Here is a 16,231-nt window from a genome sequence, read left to right on the forward strand (position 1 = left end):
TTTGGTTACAAATTTCTCATAACCCACCGCTTTAAGTTGCGGATTTCCTTTCTGCAATTGTTACGAATTAAGTATATCATACTTTCACAAAAAAAGTAAGCATTACCATTATTGCTATTTAAGGACAATTAGCCTTTTTATTTTTCCAATTTTTCACGAGATTCACTAGCTAAAAACAAAAAAACTGTCGTAAACAGCTTTTTTAGTCATTTAAAATGCTAGCGATTTTCGTTGTAATAATATCCACCCCAACAGTATTTGATACACCTTCAGGAATGATCACATCTGCATATCTTTTCGTTGGTTCAATAAATTGATGATACATTGGTTTAACGGCATCTAAATACTGTGTAATCACTGAATCGAGAGTTCTTCCTCTTTCTTCAATATCTCTGCGAATTCGACGGATAATCCGCACATCGTCATCTGTATCAACAAATATTTTGATATCCATTAAATCACGCAAACGTTCATCTTCTAAAACCAAAATTCCCTCCACGATTAAAACATCAACAGGTTCTTGACGATAAGTTTCTTGTGAACGCGTATGTTTTGCATAATCATAAATTGGAATATCAACTGCTCGTCCATATTGAAGCTCTTTTAATTGAGCAATTAAATAATCTGTATCAAAGGCTAATGGATGGTCGTAGTTCGTTTTTGTCCGTTCTTCAAAAGTTAAATGCGATTGATCTTTATAGTAACTATCATGTTCAATCATTGCAATTCGTTCATTTGAAAAAGTTTCTAAAATAGCATGTGAAACACTTGTCTTTCCACTTGCTGACCCACCAGTGACACCAATAATCAACGTTTTCTTCAAAATTAATTCTCCAAATTTTCTTCTATATATTCTACCACAATTTTTCGGCTTTTGGTCATCAACTGACAATTTTTTACTTTTTAAGCGTTCACATCAAAAACTCTTAATTTTACTGACAAAAGCCCTTAATAAGTGACATGGAATCTTTGGAATTCTTATTTTTATAATTTATTCACTGAAAATTTAATTGTAGAGCAATGACCTTTAAGAAAAAATTTGATATAATAGAACAAGCTTTTAACAGGAATTTAGAATCTTCTAACGAATGATTTCATCCACCTATAAAGGAGAATTTGATGCTAAAACTTGGAGTAATTGGTACGAGCTGGATTGCTCGCTCATTTATTGATGCTGCCCATATGACTGAAAAATTTCAGTTTTCTGCTGTCTATTCACGTCGACTAGAATCTGCTGCTCAGTTTTCTGCCGATTTTAAAGACATCCAAAAATTCGATAATCTTGATGATTTTTGTGAATCTTCACTTGATATTATCTATATTGCTAGTCCAAATGCCCTCCACTTTGAGCAAGCTAAAGTCGCAATTTTAGCAGGGCATAATGTCATTGTTGAAAAGCCTGCTTTTTCAAATCCTAAGGAACTGACAGAAATTATTAAGCTTGCTAAAGAAAATGAGGTTTTCTTCTTTGAAGCAGCCAGAAATATTCATGAACATTCATTTTCAATTATTAAAGATTTTATTGCTGACAAAACAGTCAAAGGGGCAGATTTTACTTATTCAAAATATTCATCAAAAATGCCTGCTCTTTTAAACGGTGAAATCCCTAATAAATTTAATGCAAAATTCTCTGGTGGACTTTTAGCCGATCTTGGCGTATATCTTTTGTACGCTGCAATCTTTTGGTTTGGCAAACCACAAAAAGCAACTTATGATGCAGTCTTACTTCCGTCAGGCGTTGATTTAGCGGGTGTTGGAATTCTTGACTATCAAGATTACAAAGTTTCGATTAAATGCGCAGGAAATGTGAATTCATATCTTCCTAGTGAAATCTATACCACAGATGGAACCTTAATTTTGGATGGTGTTAATGCGATTACTTCTGCCAAATTCATTACTATGGATGGTTCAGAAACTATAATCGACATTGAAGCTCCAAAACACTCTCTATATGATGAAGCTGTTGACTTTGCCCAAATCTTAGAAAATAATGATTTTGCTGCAAGTCATGACTTACATCAATTTGCCCAAGAAGTTTCAGAAACTTCATACCAAATGCGTCAAAGTGCTGGCATCATTTTTGATGCTGACAATAAATAAAGCTCATTAAAAATTACTGACAGAAATTATTTTGTAAGTCTGTCAGTAATTTATCTCTGGTCTCTTAGTTAAATTGGATATAACTACTGCCTCCTAAGCAGTGATTGCCAGTTCGATTCTGGCAGGGGCCATACAATAAAAGAACACCGAATTCGGTGTTCTTTTTTATACTCAATCAATCCCAAACGAACTTGAGAGTTGATTGCTATGAGCCACTAAGTTTGATTTATTATCAAAGATTTTTAAGACGAGTTTTAATCAATGCTTAGTTATAAACAACCCAGCTACCAGCAGGAAGTTTACTTGCCATCGCAATTTGTTCTGCCAAAGTCATTCCAGCATATTCGCCATGACCTAGCAATTGGAAAGCACCATAAGCACCTGAACTTGAATTCACACTATCAATCCCACCATTTGATTCGTGAGTAATGATATAAGCCCATTCGCTAGCAGAATAGCCCGCTGCATTAGCTGTATTCGATGCCATATAATTAGCAAGAGCTTGGATGTCAACTTGTCCAGAAGTTTGGCTCATATTAAGCCCACCAGAAACACTTTGTGTTGCTTGAGTTGGTGCAACTGATGTAACTTTAGTAGGTTGTTCTTCAGCAGTTTTAGTTGTTGCAGAAACTTGAGTTGTTGTTCCTGTCAGAATGTTATTAACTTCTGTTTGGATTGCTTTCACATCAAAACCTTTACTTTGAAGGTTAGTGACACGAGTATCTCCATTTCCGTAGTTTCCGTTAATTACTTCTATAGCAACTTCATGAGTTGATTTAGGTGTATCCGCATGAGCGATTCCGCCCCCAATAAACATGAATGATGCAACTAATCCCGTTGAAATAGCAACTTTACTTAATTTCATTTAGACCTTTCGATTTCGCCACTAAGAACATTCCATAGGATTCAAACTGAATCCAGTCTATCTTCTATTAACATGGTTACTTCCCATACACATCATAAAGTCCGAACGCTTGTGTAGGATTACCGTAAGCAGTTTAACGTCATTGCACGCTATGGACGTTTAAAAATTCATTTCTCACAACTTATTGTGAGTTAAAAAACGATTTAACATCAGTGGTAAATTTTCTCCACCACTCATGAGAAATGATTATATTATCCATTACTTAACCGAACCTTAAAATAAATGCTAAGAATCCCTCACAAAACTGATTATAAAGCCTTTTCCTTCAAATCTTATTCTCATATTGTAGTATCTTTAGTACGACCTATTGGAGGCTTAAACCGTTCCCAAATCAATTAAAATTAGCATATTTTATATTTATCTTAACAAAGATTACTAAATATAATCTTCAAGTCTATGTTGATTCTTAACCTATAATCAGTTATAATTACAATAGAAATGAAAGCACTTCAGTAAAATGAGTAACATTTGTTAACGTTTTTACTTAAACTTTTTTAATATGATTAAAAAATAGAGAATTATTTTCTCAAAAAATAAATAAGTAAAAGCCGTAAAATAACGGCTGTTTTTATTCAAATTATATTTTCAGGAGTAGTTATGTCCCTCAAAAATTTTTTAGAACTCGTCGAAATTAAAACTAAAATCGCCAGTATTTTCCCTTACATTATTGGTTTGCTTTTTAGTTTAAGCTATTTTAAAATGATAAATATTGGTCTTTCTCTCTTATTTTTAATAGCTATGCTCCTTTTTGATATGACCGTAACTGCTATTAACAATTATCAAGATTTCAAAAAAGCCAAAGATGAAGATTATAAAAAGCAAGAAAATATCATTGGTCAAGCCAATCTTTCCACCCGATTGGTAGCTTCAATTATCTTGTTTATGCTTATTTTGAGCCTTTTTTTAGGATTTCTCCTCGCTTATTTTGTTGGCTGGCTTTTCTTTATTCTTGGTGGAATCGTCTTCTTTATTGGCGTTTTTTATACTTATGGTCCTATTCCACTTTCACGTATGCCCTTGGGAGAAATTTTTTCTGGTGGGACAATGGGCTTTGGAATTTTTGCAATGGTCATCTTGATCAACAGTGCTCAATCACCTATTTTTAATCTAAATCTCGATTTCACAAACGGCTCTTTTAGCTTTACTGGTAGTATTTTTGCAGCCATCGCCATGATTATTGCAAGTTTACCACTCATTTTTACCATTGCAAACATCATGCTGGCCAATAATTTACGTGATTTAGATAGCGATATTAAAAATCATCGCTACACATTAGTTTATTACATTGGTCGTCCAAACGGAATCAAACTTTTTCAACTTTTAATGTATTCTTCCTATTTGGCTATTATTATTGGATTTATTTTTAGAATTTTTGAATGGCCAACTTTACTTAGTTTACTCACTTTTCCGATTATCAGAAAGAATCTAAAATCTCATGCTAGTCAAGTCCCAAGTCCTCGCAGCTTTGTTTATTCACTGAGAAATATGGTTCTATTTAACAGCGCTTATGCTGTGAGTCTTTTTTTATCAATCATTTGGCAATATTTAATCAAATAAAAAAGTGATAGAATATCACTTTTTTATTTTTCATTTAAAACCTGACGAAGCTGTTCTCTAGCAATCACTTCATCTTCTCGTCTAATCAAAAATGTCAAATAATCTCCTGCTTGTAATTCAGTATTCCCGTGTGGAATAATATCCTTACCTGAACGATGAACCGAAACAAGCAAACATCCTTCTGGTAAATGTATCTCTGACAACTTCTTACGATCCGCAACTGAATCAAATTGAACAATTGTTTCAAACATCATCTGCTTATCCGAATCATCAACATCAATTTCTTTTTCTTTCAACATGTTCTCTAATAAAGAATCATAAATTGGCTCAGATTGTAATAAATCAGCAACGACATAAGCAATTAAAGAGACAAGAGCCAAAGGAAGTAAATGATCAAATGAACCAGTCATTTCCACCAAAAGAAGTATTCCAGTCATCGGTGCTCGAACAATTGCTGTAAAGGTTCCAGCCATCGCTAAAATTACTAGATTGGCAAACAAATGGCTTGGAAGATGAAAAAGTGAAATGACAATTGTCGCAAAAACAGCTCCAAGACTAGCACCCAAAACTAACAAAGGAAAGAAAATTCCTCCTGGCACACCCGAAGCATAAGATACCATTGAAATCAGATATTTCCCAATGAGAATCAAACATAGAAAGGCTAATCCCATTCCTAAACTAAAGGAATCCATTAAACGATGGCCACTCCCAATTATATTAGGAAACAATAAACCAGTTGCCCCAACCACTAAAAAAGTAAGTAAAACACGAAGAAATGGACTCTTTATTTTCTTCATCAAATTTTGACTTGTGAGGAGTGTCCAGTTATAAAAAGCACCGAAAAATCCTAAAATAATTCCTAAAATAATAAGTAGCCAATAATTTGAGAGTTCAATTGAACCAACAATTTGGAAATGAAAAACTGGACCACTCCCAAACATTATTCGTGCAACCATATCAGCAACCATTGCTGAGGTCATACAAGTTAATAAAATCAATGGAGAAAAGTATTTAAATACTTCTTCCAAAGTAAACATGACACCTGACAAAGGTGCATTGAAAGCAGCAGATAAGCCAGCAGATGCTCCAGAAGCAATTAGAATTCTTTTATGACGTTCAGTTTCAGCCAACCGGCTAGAAACCATCTGACCCATTGAAGCCCCAAGTTGAACTGAGGGACCCTCACGCCCCAGTGATAGACCTGCAAACATTGCTAAAGTCCCAGCGATAAATTTAGCAAAAGCCGTCGTGAACCAATTATTTTTAAAATAACCCTGTAATTGTCCTTTAACTTGTGGTATCCCAGAACCTGAACTCATCGGATATTTCTTCATAAAGAAAGTAACCACAAAAGCTAAGAAAGCCAAACCCAAAATAAGGAGGGGAATAAAAATAAGGTGTGAGCTAACAAAGCGATAAATACTCAAGCCCCAAGTTTCAGCTTTTTCCAGTGCCAACCGATAAAGACTGGCCAAAAAACCCGCAGTCAAGCCCACGAGTACACTTAGAAAAAGCAGATAAAGATTTTTATTTGTTGATTTCTCTATATCTTTTAATTTCATTACTACTTCCCTACTAACGCTTATTTTAATAAATTTTTAAGCAAGATTATTATACCATAAAATAGATTTCTTATGTTTTGTACTTTTAATAATATACACATCACCTGTATAAATTTACTCAAAAAGGCACTCAATCGAGTACCTTTAATTTTTTAACTACAGATTTACTTAAAGTTTTCTATCTTTCCAAAAAAGAAAGAGCCCGAAAAACATCATCAAATAAAATGGAAGTGTCAATGCAGTAATTTCTAGTGGTATTCTTACAACAAAAATAAGAATAATGAGAGAGAGATAAGACTAAACCTCTATACTTAAAAATTGATTTTGGAATTCGTGGCCAAACATAGATTTGTAAAAGAAATCCAATGAAAATCATCACCGAACATAAAACTAAAAACATCACTCTACCTCCTTGTTAAGTTTAATTCTCTTTTTTCCCCTCAGAATCTCGTTTACTATCGTGTATTAAATAATAGATACCTAAGCCAATTAAAAAAATAGAGAATAAAACTACTGGGAACAAACTATCATTTTTTACGAAAACAAAGAAACTAAGCAGTAATAACGACGAAACAATGATAATCAATCCTCTTTTGCTTCGGCCATAGCTGATTAAAAAAGAATCTTTATATTTTTTCCTATTAAATAACGCCCCAGATTATCAATAGTATAGCGATACTAAGTAACATTTTAATACCTCTTTTCTAAAATAATCAGATTATACAGACGAAATAAAATTATTTATCTGAGTTTTGCTCTAATAATTTGCATCACTTTCTTTTTTGTGGAAATTGAGAAATTCCTGTCAACAAAGAACTTCCTTCCCCCCAAGCTACTTTTCTTTCAGCTCGAAGTTCCTTATAAAAACTCAAGACTTCTTGAGAAAGTTGAGAACTAATAACTAAGGGAAGTAAAGCATTTCTGAAATGAACTAATTCAAATTCAAGGTTTTTACTTTTGTCAATTCGTTCGCGATAATCCAATAATATTTCTTCCTCAGATGATTTGAGTTCTGACTTACTTTTCAGAAGTTCATCAATTCGTTTTAGGATTTTTTCTTTATTTTCTTTTTTAAACATGTTATATTTTCTCCCTTCTGCCAGTTTACTCCTTGAGCATTAAATACGTAAATTGCGGCTCCCATTGGACCTCTCGTTTGAGCAAAAACATACTTATGATTTACTTGATCATAATAAAGTACTCCAGAAGCAGTATTTTGAATAAATGTTAGATTAGAAGTATTGGTCCAATATCCACTATCTGAACTACCACCTTCAAATTCCACATTCATTCGTGGTAGTATTCTTAAAGGAGTTATTACATCTTGAGAATTCGAAACAATGGAGTCAGCAGATACTGATATTGAGTAAAATCTGAAAAAAATGCTAAAGCTATTAGGCTTACATAAATTTGTTTTGCTTTCATAAGAATTCCCTTCTTTATATTATATTTTTGTAAATATTTGTTCGTTTTATTAATTTTTTTAATATATTTCTCCTTTCTATTAATTTTTCGAGCGCGCTTTCTTTTATCTTTAACTTCATTTTAGCAGAAAAAAACTCCTTTTTAAATCATTGCAGAAATGCAACGAAGTAATCTGGAGATTTTTTTATGTTAATAATTTTCCTAAAAGCTTTTGATACCGCTTTTGATAATAATCTGCTAAATCTTCATACCCAACTTGTCGAAAAATTTCAATAGCATTTTTGATTTGCTTTTCACCACTTACCTTGTCTTTGAAACAATAGCTATAAAAGCCATGTGCCAGATTTCTTAGATTTTCAACATAGAGGTCGTAGAAATCATCTTTAGGATAACTTTCTTGCAAGATACTTCTAGCTGAGTCACGAGCTCCTTTTGAGGAAAGCAAAACGACCGCTCGATACGAAGATTGAAGAACTATTCTGCGATATTTAAAAACACCATATAAGTGTTTACTCTTCTCCCAGAGTTCTTTCATCAAATACATAATTTCTCGTTCACTGAAACTATCCAAAGTCAGATAAAAAATCGAAAGTTCAAAATAACCCCATTCTCCAACATCATAGAGATATTCAACCACATCATCAGCTTCCATTTGTGTCAGTATTTCATAACGACTTTTAGCACAATAAGCTAGCATTTTTGAATCATATTCCATAGCTTCTAGATAGAGATTGTGAAGTTTATCAAGGTCATCTGCAATATCCGCAAGAATTATATCTTCTAAAAATTCTTCTTTATAATCCATTGAAAAATTGTTGATAAAATGTTCATACTCAGCTAAAGTCACATTCATCTCTTGCAGCGCACTATCCAAGCGTTCAAAGCTTATCATGGTTTGACCTAATTCAAATCTTGATAAACTCGCTTTTGAAATACCTATTTCTGAAAAATGAGAAAGCGAAAAATTCTTTTGTTCTCGTAGTTTTTTAAAAATTTCCCCATAACGTTTATAAGGCATATTTTTTCCTCGAAATTTTTATTTTTTATTGTCCGATTACTTTTTACCAATACGAATATTTGATTTAGGTTTTTTAGACTTAGTAGCAAAATGACTTGCGATTGCTCCACCACCATGTTTTTGATACTCTACGGCAACAAAGCCAGCTTTTCTAAAAAGTTCTTCAAGCGTCTTGGCATCTGGAAAATCTTCTGCTGATTTTTGAAGCCATTGATATTCTTTTAAAGATTTGGCAAAAACTTTACCAAAAAAGGGCATGACATTTTTAAAATAAAGTTCAAAAGCTTGTTTATAAATCGGCAAAGTTGGATGTGAAGTTTCGATACAAACTACTCTGCCCCCTGGTTTTAAGACACGAAAAATTTCTTTTAATACAGTAAGATAGTCAGGCGTGTTTCTTAGACCATAACCAATCGTAACTACATCAAAACTTTCATTTTCAAAAGGTAAAGCCATCGCATTCCCTTGAAGAAATTCAATATTTTTCCTTGCTTCTTGCTCAAGTTTTGCTTTTGCAATTTCGAGCATATTTTCTGAAAAATCAAGACCAATTACTTTACCAGAAGGGCCGACACTTTCAGATAAATCAAAAGTCCAGTCTCCAGTTCCACAACACAAATCAAGAATTGTCAGACCTGTTAGATCTCCCATTCTTTTCATTGTTTTAGCACGCCATAAATCATGTTGTTTAAAACTGATAATGGCGTTCATTTTATCATAATCTGATGAAATACTATTAAAAATTTCTTGTACACGTTCTTCGTTTACTTTTGTCATAGACATATTATAGCACAAGTTCTCCCTTACTATTTGCTCATTATGATTATAAATAATAGAAAAACTACTGAACAGTCTGTCAGTAGTTTTCTTAACATTAGTGGAAGAAATGACTCTTGCTTCCAATTTCGGAAATTTTCTTCGTTTTATCTTCAAAGTGTGGGAAGAGGAAGGCACCTATTGCAACAAACACAATTGATACTGCCACAAGGATAATTATCGCAAACCAAGCGTTTGGCCAGTAAATTCCTCCCGCTGATTCTCGTAAAAGGTTGACAGCGTGGGTAAATGGTAAATAAGGATTAATGGCTTGGAAGAATTTTCCAGAAACTTGGATTGGATAGTTCCCACCACCACCAGAAATGGAAAGAACCAGAATGATAATCGCTATTCCTTTACCTACATTGCCAAACAGGGCGACCAGAACATAAACCATTATCATAAAGGCTATGGATATTAGTAAGGCAAAGAGAACACTGTAGAATGGATCTCTTACATCTACTCCTAAACCAAAATAATTTCCAAGCGTTACAATCAAGGCTTGAGCAAGTCCAATGGCTACGAAGCTTCCCATCCGAGCAAAGAATTGTTCACGTTTAGAATAACGTTTTTTATCTTTATCTGATAAGTGAACATCAGTTGTTGCCAAACTTGAAAGTAAGACTGCACCAACCCATAAACAAAGCGCGGTATAGAAAGGTGTACTTGCTGAACCATTGTTGGCAATCGGATAGATTTGATTTTCTTGGACTTCAACCGGTTGTGTCAGAAAGTCACTTTCTTTGGTCGCATCTAATTTTAGGAGTTTGACGATTTCACCTAAGTCAACTTCTTTTTCACCCTTTTGAATAGCTGCGGCTGCTTTTTGAATTCCTGATTTGATTTCAGGCCAATCATTTTGAATTAAATCGTTGGCTTGATTCAAAGCAGACTCAACATCAGGCATTTTCTCATTTGCCATTGTTAAGGTATCTGTCAAATCCTTACGAACACCAGCATAATCATTTTTAAAGAAATCAGAAGCAGTCCCTAATTTAGTTTTAAGAGTAGGAAACTCATTTTTATAGAGATTAGCTCCCTCATTGATTGCATTAACAATCGTTGTCATATTGCCATTTAACATCACATTCGCATCATGAATTTCTTGTTTAATGGCTGGCATTTCGCCTTGATATTTTTCTAAGATAGTAATAGCATTAGAAACTGTTTGACTTGTTGAATTTAGTAAGGCATCAAAGTCGATTTGTTGGGCTTGATTTAGTAAACCTTTAGCATTTGTTATGGTATTAATCAATGTTGTTAGAGCTTTGCTTATAGTTGAATTAATTTCGTCTACATTGATTTGGTCTGCTAAATTAGAAATATCAGTGACAACACCATCTAGTTTGTCTAAATAATCTTCTACTTCAGATACACTAGCATTTTGAACGAGATCATTAAGATGATTCATTCTATTACTGAGGTCTCCCAATAACGAATCTAATGCGCTTAAGTTTTTAATAGCTGAATCTAAATCATGACTCCCATTACTTGCTTCGATTTTCTTGAGATAGTCAATTGTTGTTTCAATTGAAGCTCTTTGTTGAGCAATTTTAGTGACAAAATTAGTAATTAAGACATTAATTTGATTTTTTTCTGCGGGGCTTATTTGATCTCGATTTATTGCATCCTTTATTGTCTTGATAATTGTCGAAGTATCATTAGAAAAATCTTTAATAGATTCTAATGCAACCTTAGAACTACTTGTAATTGCTGGCAGTGCTGTTTGTAATTTATTAGCCGCATCCAAGGTTATAGTCCCCAAACTATCAGCATCTTGTCCCAATTTTTTAATGTCTGGCATTGATTTTTGGACTTGATTGATAATTTGTAAACCTTGTTTGGCTTCTTGAATGCCTTGAGTCATGGTACTTTCTACTGACGCAAAGTCATCATCAATCATCGAGATTTGTTTCCCAGCATTTTGAATCTCAGGTATTTTCTCTTGAAGAGTCAAAACGAGTGAAAAACTTTTATCAATTTCTGGCATCTTATCATTTAATTTAATGACTTTTTGACCTAAAGCATCTACTTCTGGTAAATAAGTGATAAATTCATTAGCTTTTGCCAGTTTTTCTTTAATTTCTGGCATTTTTCCATGAAGATCAACAACTTGTTGAGTATATTTATCAATGGTTCCTAAATTATCATTAGTTGATAAAATCGCTGATTTAACCTTCTGAATACTTACCATATTTTTATCAATATCGTAACCAATTGTATTGAAGGTTTTTAAAAGGGTACTACTTGCCGTTTTGATAAACTCTTCAGAAATTTGCGATTGTAGAGAAGAGGCTCCTTTTGACGTTATTTTGGGAGCAATGGCATTTATTTTTTCATTGATTGAATAAACAATTTGTGGTTTTTTGATATCACCGGTGGTGAAACTTAAGAGGTCTTTTGAAAAATCCTTTGGTAAATAGATTCCAGCATAGTATTTTCCAGATTTCACACCTTTATCTAAATCTGCTTTGGAATCAACAAATTTCCAGCCTAATTGGTGATTTTTCTTTAAATTTTTCAGTACTTCATCACCAATATTGATGGTTTTATCTTGAAAACTTGCCGATTTATCTGCACTATAGACCGCAATTGGCAGTTGCGAAGTATTGGCATAGGGATCCCACAAGGCTTTAATATTAAACCAAGCATATAAAGAGGGAATTATCATTAGGGCAACAATTAAAAAGGTCGCCACAGGATTTTTAAATATTCGCTTCCAGTCTAGGGCAAACAACTTCCATGTATTTTTAATACTTTTCACTTCTTATCCTCATCATTCTTATCTCACTTGTAACTTTTTAAATTTCTTAAATATCATCGAGGCTTTTTCATACTTCATGACTGCGGATTTAAAAATTACGCAATACACGATTTTATCATATTTCATAAAAAAGTTCTAGCACTGTTTCCTTTTAATGGACACTTGCTTAACTATTGTAAATTTTTCTTGCTAGATAAAAATATTAAATCAAAGAAATGTTTTATTTGATAAAAAAAGGAGGAAAGCCCCCTTTTTTACTTATTCATTTGTTAAATCTTCACCGTTGCTTGCGATAACTTTTTTGTACCAGTCAAATGATTTCTTAGGTGTCCGTTTCAAACTTCCTTTACCACAGTCATCTCGATCAACATAGATGAATCCGTAACGTTTGCTCATCTCACCCGTTCCAGCTGATACTAAGTCAATACATCCCCAAGAAGTATAACCTAATAGTTCAACGCCATCAAGTTCAACCGCTTTTTTCATTTCTTTGATGTGTGCAGCCATGTAATCAATTCGATAATCATCAGCTACAAATCCATTTTCATCAGGTTTATCTACTGCTCCTAAACCATTTTCTACAATAAATAATGGTTTTTGATAGCGGTCATAAATAGAATTCATTGTGATTCTTAAACCAAGTGGGTCAATCTGCCACCCCCATTCACTGGCTTTTAAATAGGGATTTTTTACAGATTCAAAGATATTTCCAGCTGATTTATCTGCATCCTCATCCTTGACTTTAGCGACTCGACTTGCATAGTAACTAAATGAAATAAAGTCAACTGTGTTTTCAGCAAGGATTTCTAAGTCGCCTTTTTCAATTGGAAGTGTAATTTCTTCACGCTCTAATCTCTTTAAAAGGTAGTTTGGATATTTTCCGCGAGATTGAACATCAATGAAAAAGAGATTATCATGATTTTGTTTTTGAGCTTCAAAAACATTTTCTGGATTACAATCAAATGGATAGTAATCTCCAGCAGCTAACATACAGCCTATCTTATTTTCTGGGTCAACTTCATGTCCAATTTTTGTTGCTAAAGCCGATGCTAGTAGTTCATGATGAGCAGCTAAGTATTTGGCTTGTTCTTTATTTTCTCCTTCTTCAAAAACAAGGCCTGCTCCCATAAACGGAGCATGGAGGAGCATATTAATTTCATTAAATGTCAACCAATAGCGAACTAATCCTTTATAACGTGTAAAAATTGCTCTAGCTAAATTTTCATAGAAACCAACCATTTTTCGATTACGCCAACCACCGTATTCTTTAATTAGGTGGACAGGGCAATCAAAGTGAGTGATGGTTACTAAGGGTTCAATTCCTAAACGTTTGCATTCTCTAAAAATGTCTTCATAAAATTGCAAACCTTCTTCATTTGGCTCTTGTTCATCACCTTTTGGAAAAATTCTTGTCCAAGCAATAGACATTCGATAGGTTTTAAATCCCATTTCAGCAAAAAGTGCGAGGTCTTCTTTCCAATGATGATACATATCAATCGCTTCTTTTGCGGGATAAAAATGGTCTTCATCGAATTCAAGGTGCTTCATTTCCCCTGTAATAATTGGAAGACGGTCTTTCCCGTGTGGAACAAGGTCAACATTGGCAAGTCCACGTCCTCCCTGATTATAGCCGCCTTCACATTGATTAGCTGCAGTTGCTCCGCCCCAGAGAAAATCTTTACTAAATGGCATAATAGATGACACTCCTTTTTTTATTCTTTTTTTCATTTTAACATTTTTTTATAACATTTGATAGCGATTTCATCTATTTTTTCGAAGCGTTTTCTATAATTTTATAAATAGAAAAGACTCAAATTAATTTGAGTCTTCTTCTTTTTCTGGTTCTTCCCAATTTCTTCGCAAACTAAAATGGTCTGGAACTAAATCATATCCTGGCTGGCAAAATGGGTGGCAACGTAAAATACGTGCTGTCCCCATTGCCAAACCTTTGGCTGGTCCATGTTTTTCGATGGCCTGAATCATGTAATTGGAGCAGGTAGGATAATAGCGACAGGCTGGTGGCAAGGCTGGAGAAATCCAGCGTTGGTAGCCATGTACTGCTTTTACTAATACTTTTTTCATCTATTTCACTTTATTAAGTAAGAACTTATCATCATTCTTGCTAGTTTTACTGACAGACATTATCAGTTCTTTATTTTTACTGACAGAAATATTTTGGACCATCTGTCAGTAAATTTTTATTTCAAAAGACTAAGAATATCAGCAACCATGAGTTCTGGTGTCAAATGATAACGATTGTAAAGTTCTGTCACTGGAACAGAATCATTAAATTCACGTTTCGCACCAAAGTTCAAAACTTTAACATCATACTTACCAAGGAAGGAAGCAACTTTTTGACCAAATCCTCCGTCAAGAATTCCATCTTCTATCGTCGCAATAACTTGATGATTTTCAACTAAGTTTTCAAGGAAAGCTTGGTCCAAATCGTTGATGAAAAGTGGATTTACTAAGGTTGCATTAATTCCATTTTCAGCCAAAACTTTAGCTACTTTTTCACCATGTGAATAAAGACCGCCAAGTGCCAATAGGGCAACTTTTTCACCTGATTTTGTCATTTGATATAAAGGGGTTGAATAATCTGTGAGAACAGTAGGACGTGATTCTAAGCCGTGTTCTGGCATTTGAATCACAACTGGTTCTTCATGTTGATCAAGGGCCCAATCAAGAATTGAAATAAATTCTTCTTCAGAAGTTGGAGCAAGATATTTGATATTTGGAATGTTTGAAATCCAAGTCATAGCTGATGAGCCTTGGTGTGTTTCATCTGAACCTGAAATAACTCCACCTTTAACAATAACAATTGCTGGTTCTTCATTAATTGCTAAGTCATGCCAAAATTGGTCATAAGCACGTTGTACAAAAGTAGAATTGTGGAAAATAATTGGACGAGCGCCAGCCGCAGCCATTGCACCACCAAAAGTAATGGTAAATTGCTCAGCAATTCCTGCATCAATATAACGGTCAGGGTATTTAGCTGCAAATTGTTTCAGTCCAAAGATTCCTGGAATTGCTGCATTGATTGCAACAAGAGGTAGCGCTTCCGAAACTTTTTTATCCATGTAATCCAAGATAACTGAACTATAAGATTTACCAGAATCAATCACTTTTGATTGACCAGTTTCTAAATCGAAAGGCATGTGCCAGTGAAAAGCTTCTTTATTTTCAAGAGCTGGTTGATAACCACGTCCTTTTTCAGTATGAATATGAAGGACAATTGGATGGTCGATATCTTTTACTTCTTCAAATAGGTTAATTAAAGATTCAATATCATTTCCATTCTCAAGATATTTATAATCTAAACCAAAAGTTTTAAAGAAGTTATTTTCGGCCTGACCATTTGTCGCCCGAAGTTCTGCAAGGTTACGGTAAAGTCCTCCATGATTTTCAGCAATTGACATTTGATTATCATTAACTAAAATAATGAGGTTTCCTTTGAAATCTCCTGCATTATTGAGGGCTTCCATAGCAAGTCCCCCAGAAAGTGAACCGTCACCAATGACCGCAATAATGTTGCCTTTGCCATTTGTCAAATCACGCGCTTTGGCATAACCTAAGGCATTAGCAATTGAAGTTGAGGTATGGCCAACTGTGAAAAAGTCGTGTTTTGATTCTCTTTGACTAGTGTAAGGTGTGATGTCATGGAAATGTCCATCAGTAAATCCATTTTTACGTCCAGTTAAAATTTTATGTGGATAAGTTTGGTGAGAAACATCCCAAATAAACTTATCAATTGGTGAATTGAAAACTTTATGAAGGGCAATTGTTAATTCAGTCGCACCCAAGTTTGGGCCAACGTGTCCACCAATGTTTGATACTTTATGAAGAACCGCTGCTCTAATTTCTGAAGCTAATTCTTCTAGTTCTTGATTTGATATCTTTTTTAAATCCGCTGGGCTGTCTATTTTGTCTAACACTGACATCTCTGATTTTCTCCTTTTTAATTTTACTTTGTCATTTATTGACAGAAACTCTTCTTAAAAAACTAGTAAATCAACTGACAAATTTGTCATAAATTAGATGCTACTATTATCTTATCATAATTT

13 protein-coding genes, 1 tRNA gene and 1 pseudogene are annotated in these 16,231 nt (G+C 33.9%); 3 read left to right on the forward strand and 12 right to left on the reverse strand.

Annotated elements, in window-relative coordinates; translation table 11 throughout:
* Window positions 1-202: 202 nt before the first annotated feature.
* On the reverse strand, window positions 203-823 hold the full coding sequence (udk, locus tag QJV49_RS03265) for a uridine kinase (protein ID WP_010906081.1): 621 nt from the start codon (window positions 821-823) through the stop codon (window positions 203-205).
* 296 nt (window positions 824-1,119) lie between these two features.
* Here udk and QJV49_RS03270 point away from each other — a divergent pair, with 296 nt between their 5' ends.
* Both QJV49_RS03270 and QJV49_RS03275 read left to right on the forward strand, forming a co-directional pair.
* The gene (locus QJV49_RS03270; protein ID WP_225512018.1) at window positions 1,120-2,100 is read left to right on the forward strand and encodes a Gfo/Idh/MocA family protein; all 981 of its coding nucleotides are present in this window, start codon (window positions 1,120-1,122) and stop codon (window positions 2,098-2,100) included.
* 58 nt (window positions 2,101-2,158) lie between these two features.
* Window positions 2,159-2,231: transfer RNA gene (locus QJV49_RS03275), tRNA-Arg, on the forward strand.
* A 134-nt stretch (window positions 2,232-2,365) separates the two neighbouring features.
* Here QJV49_RS03275 and QJV49_RS03280 read toward each other — a convergent pair.
* Complete coding sequence (locus QJV49_RS03280) at window positions 2,366-2,965, reverse strand: transglycosylase (protein WP_003130347.1); 600 nt, start codon at window positions 2,963-2,965, stop codon at window positions 2,366-2,368.
* 657 nt (window positions 2,966-3,622) lie between these two features.
* Between QJV49_RS03280 and menA the strand changes: the two genes are divergently transcribed.
* Window positions 3,623-4,582, forward strand: coding sequence for a 1,4-dihydroxy-2-naphthoate polyprenyltransferase (menA, locus tag QJV49_RS03285; RefSeq protein WP_225512017.1), 960 nt, complete (start codon window positions 3,623-3,625; stop codon window positions 4,580-4,582).
* Window positions 4,583-4,605: 23 nt separating this feature from the next.
* Here the strand turns inward: menA and QJV49_RS03290 are convergent, their stop codons facing one another.
* The 10 genes and pseudogenes from QJV49_RS03290 to QJV49_RS03330 form a co-directional block, all read right to left on the reverse strand.
* A complete protein-coding gene (locus tag QJV49_RS03290) occupies window positions 4,606-6,144 on the reverse strand; it encodes a ClC family H(+)/Cl(-) exchange transporter (protein ID WP_029344212.1) in 1,539 nt (512 codons plus the stop codon).
* A gap of 168 nt (window positions 6,145-6,312) precedes the next feature.
* A pseudogene (locus tag QJV49_RS13200) lies at window positions 6,313-6,544 on the reverse strand (hypothetical protein).
* A gap of 370 nt (window positions 6,545-6,914) precedes the next feature.
* Window positions 6,915-7,223, reverse strand: coding sequence for a bacteriocin immunity protein (locus tag QJV49_RS03295; protein WP_225512016.1), 309 nt, complete (start codon window positions 7,221-7,223; stop codon window positions 6,915-6,917).
* On the reverse strand, window positions 7,190-7,435 hold the full coding sequence (locus QJV49_RS03300) for a lactococcin family bacteriocin (RefSeq protein WP_225512015.1): 246 nt from the start codon (window positions 7,433-7,435) through the stop codon (window positions 7,190-7,192). Before QJV49_RS03300 ends, QJV49_RS03295 begins: the two co-directional genes overlap by 34 nt.
* 318 nt (window positions 7,436-7,753) lie before the next feature.
* Complete coding sequence (locus QJV49_RS03305) at window positions 7,754-8,587, reverse strand: Rgg/GadR/MutR family transcriptional regulator (RefSeq protein ID WP_225512014.1); 834 nt, start codon at window positions 8,585-8,587, stop codon at window positions 7,754-7,756.
* A gap of 36 nt (window positions 8,588-8,623) precedes the next feature.
* The gene (locus tag QJV49_RS03310; protein ID WP_225512112.1) at window positions 8,624-9,364 is read right to left on the reverse strand and encodes a demethylmenaquinone methyltransferase; all 741 of its coding nucleotides are present in this window, start codon (window positions 9,362-9,364) and stop codon (window positions 8,624-8,626) included.
* A 97-nt stretch (window positions 9,365-9,461) separates the two neighbouring features.
* On the reverse strand, window positions 9,462-12,167 hold the full coding sequence (locus QJV49_RS03315; protein WP_225512013.1) for a YhgE/Pip domain-containing protein: 2,706 nt from the start codon (window positions 12,165-12,167) through the stop codon (window positions 9,462-9,464).
* Between the two features lie 258 nt (window positions 12,168-12,425).
* On the reverse strand, window positions 12,426-13,859 hold the full coding sequence (locus tag QJV49_RS03320; RefSeq protein WP_225512012.1) for a 6-phospho-beta-glucosidase: 1,434 nt from the start codon (window positions 13,857-13,859) through the stop codon (window positions 12,426-12,428).
* Window positions 13,860-13,982: 123 nt separating this feature from the next.
* Window positions 13,983-14,249, reverse strand: a complete 267-nt coding sequence (gene yidD / locus QJV49_RS03325) for a membrane protein insertion efficiency factor YidD (protein WP_225512011.1) — start codon at window positions 14,247-14,249, stop codon at window positions 13,983-13,985.
* A gap of 116 nt (window positions 14,250-14,365) precedes the next feature.
* Window positions 14,366-16,108, reverse strand: coding sequence for a 1-deoxy-D-xylulose-5-phosphate synthase (locus tag QJV49_RS03330; protein ID WP_225512010.1), 1,743 nt, complete (start codon window positions 16,106-16,108; stop codon window positions 14,366-14,368).
* Between the last annotated feature and the right edge of the window lie 123 nt (window positions 16,109-16,231).

Source organism: Lactococcus sp. NH2-7C (genome assembly GCF_029953655.1).
Lineage (GTDB): Bacteria > Bacillota > Bacilli > Lactobacillales > Streptococcaceae > Lactococcus > Lactococcus lactis.

Bases quoted from the DNA above. Each gene is read 5' to 3' on its own strand.
- QJV49_RS03270 (WP_225512018.1), top strand. From the start codon at position 1,120: ATGCTAAAACTTGGAGTAATTGGTACGAGCTGGATTGCTCGCTCATTT.
- QJV49_RS03280 (WP_003130347.1), bottom strand. From the start codon at position 2,965: ATGAAATTAAGTAAAGTTGCTATTTCAACGGGATTAGTTGCATCATTC.
- menA (WP_225512017.1), top strand. From the start codon at position 3,623: ATGTCCCTCAAAAATTTTTTAGAACTCGTCGAAATTAAAACTAAAATC.
- QJV49_RS03290 (WP_029344212.1), bottom strand. From the start codon at position 6,144: ATGAAATTAAAAGATATAGAGAAATCAACAAATAAAAATCTTTATCTG.
- QJV49_RS03295 (WP_225512016.1), bottom strand. From the start codon at position 7,223: ATGTTTAAAAAAGAAAATAAAGAAAAAATCCTAAAACGAATTGATGAA.
- QJV49_RS03300 (WP_225512015.1), bottom strand. From the start codon at position 7,435: ATGAATGTGGAATTTGAAGGTGGTAGTTCAGATAGTGGATATTGGACC.
- QJV49_RS03305 (WP_225512014.1), bottom strand. From the start codon at position 8,587: ATGCCTTATAAACGTTATGGGGAAATTTTTAAAAAACTACGAGAACAA.
- QJV49_RS03310 (WP_225512112.1), bottom strand. From the start codon at position 9,364: ATGACAAAAGTAAACGAAGAACGTGTACAAGAAATTTTTAATAGTATT.
- QJV49_RS03320 (WP_225512012.1), bottom strand. From the start codon at position 13,859: ATGCCATTTAGTAAAGATTTTCTCTGGGGCGGAGCAACTGCAGCTAAT.
- yidD (WP_225512011.1), bottom strand. From the start codon at position 14,249: ATGAAAAAAGTATTAGTAAAAGCAGTACATGGCTACCAACGCTGGATT.
- QJV49_RS03330 (WP_225512010.1), bottom strand. From the start codon at position 16,108: ATGTCAGTGTTAGACAAAATAGACAGCCCAGCGGATTTAAAAAAGATA.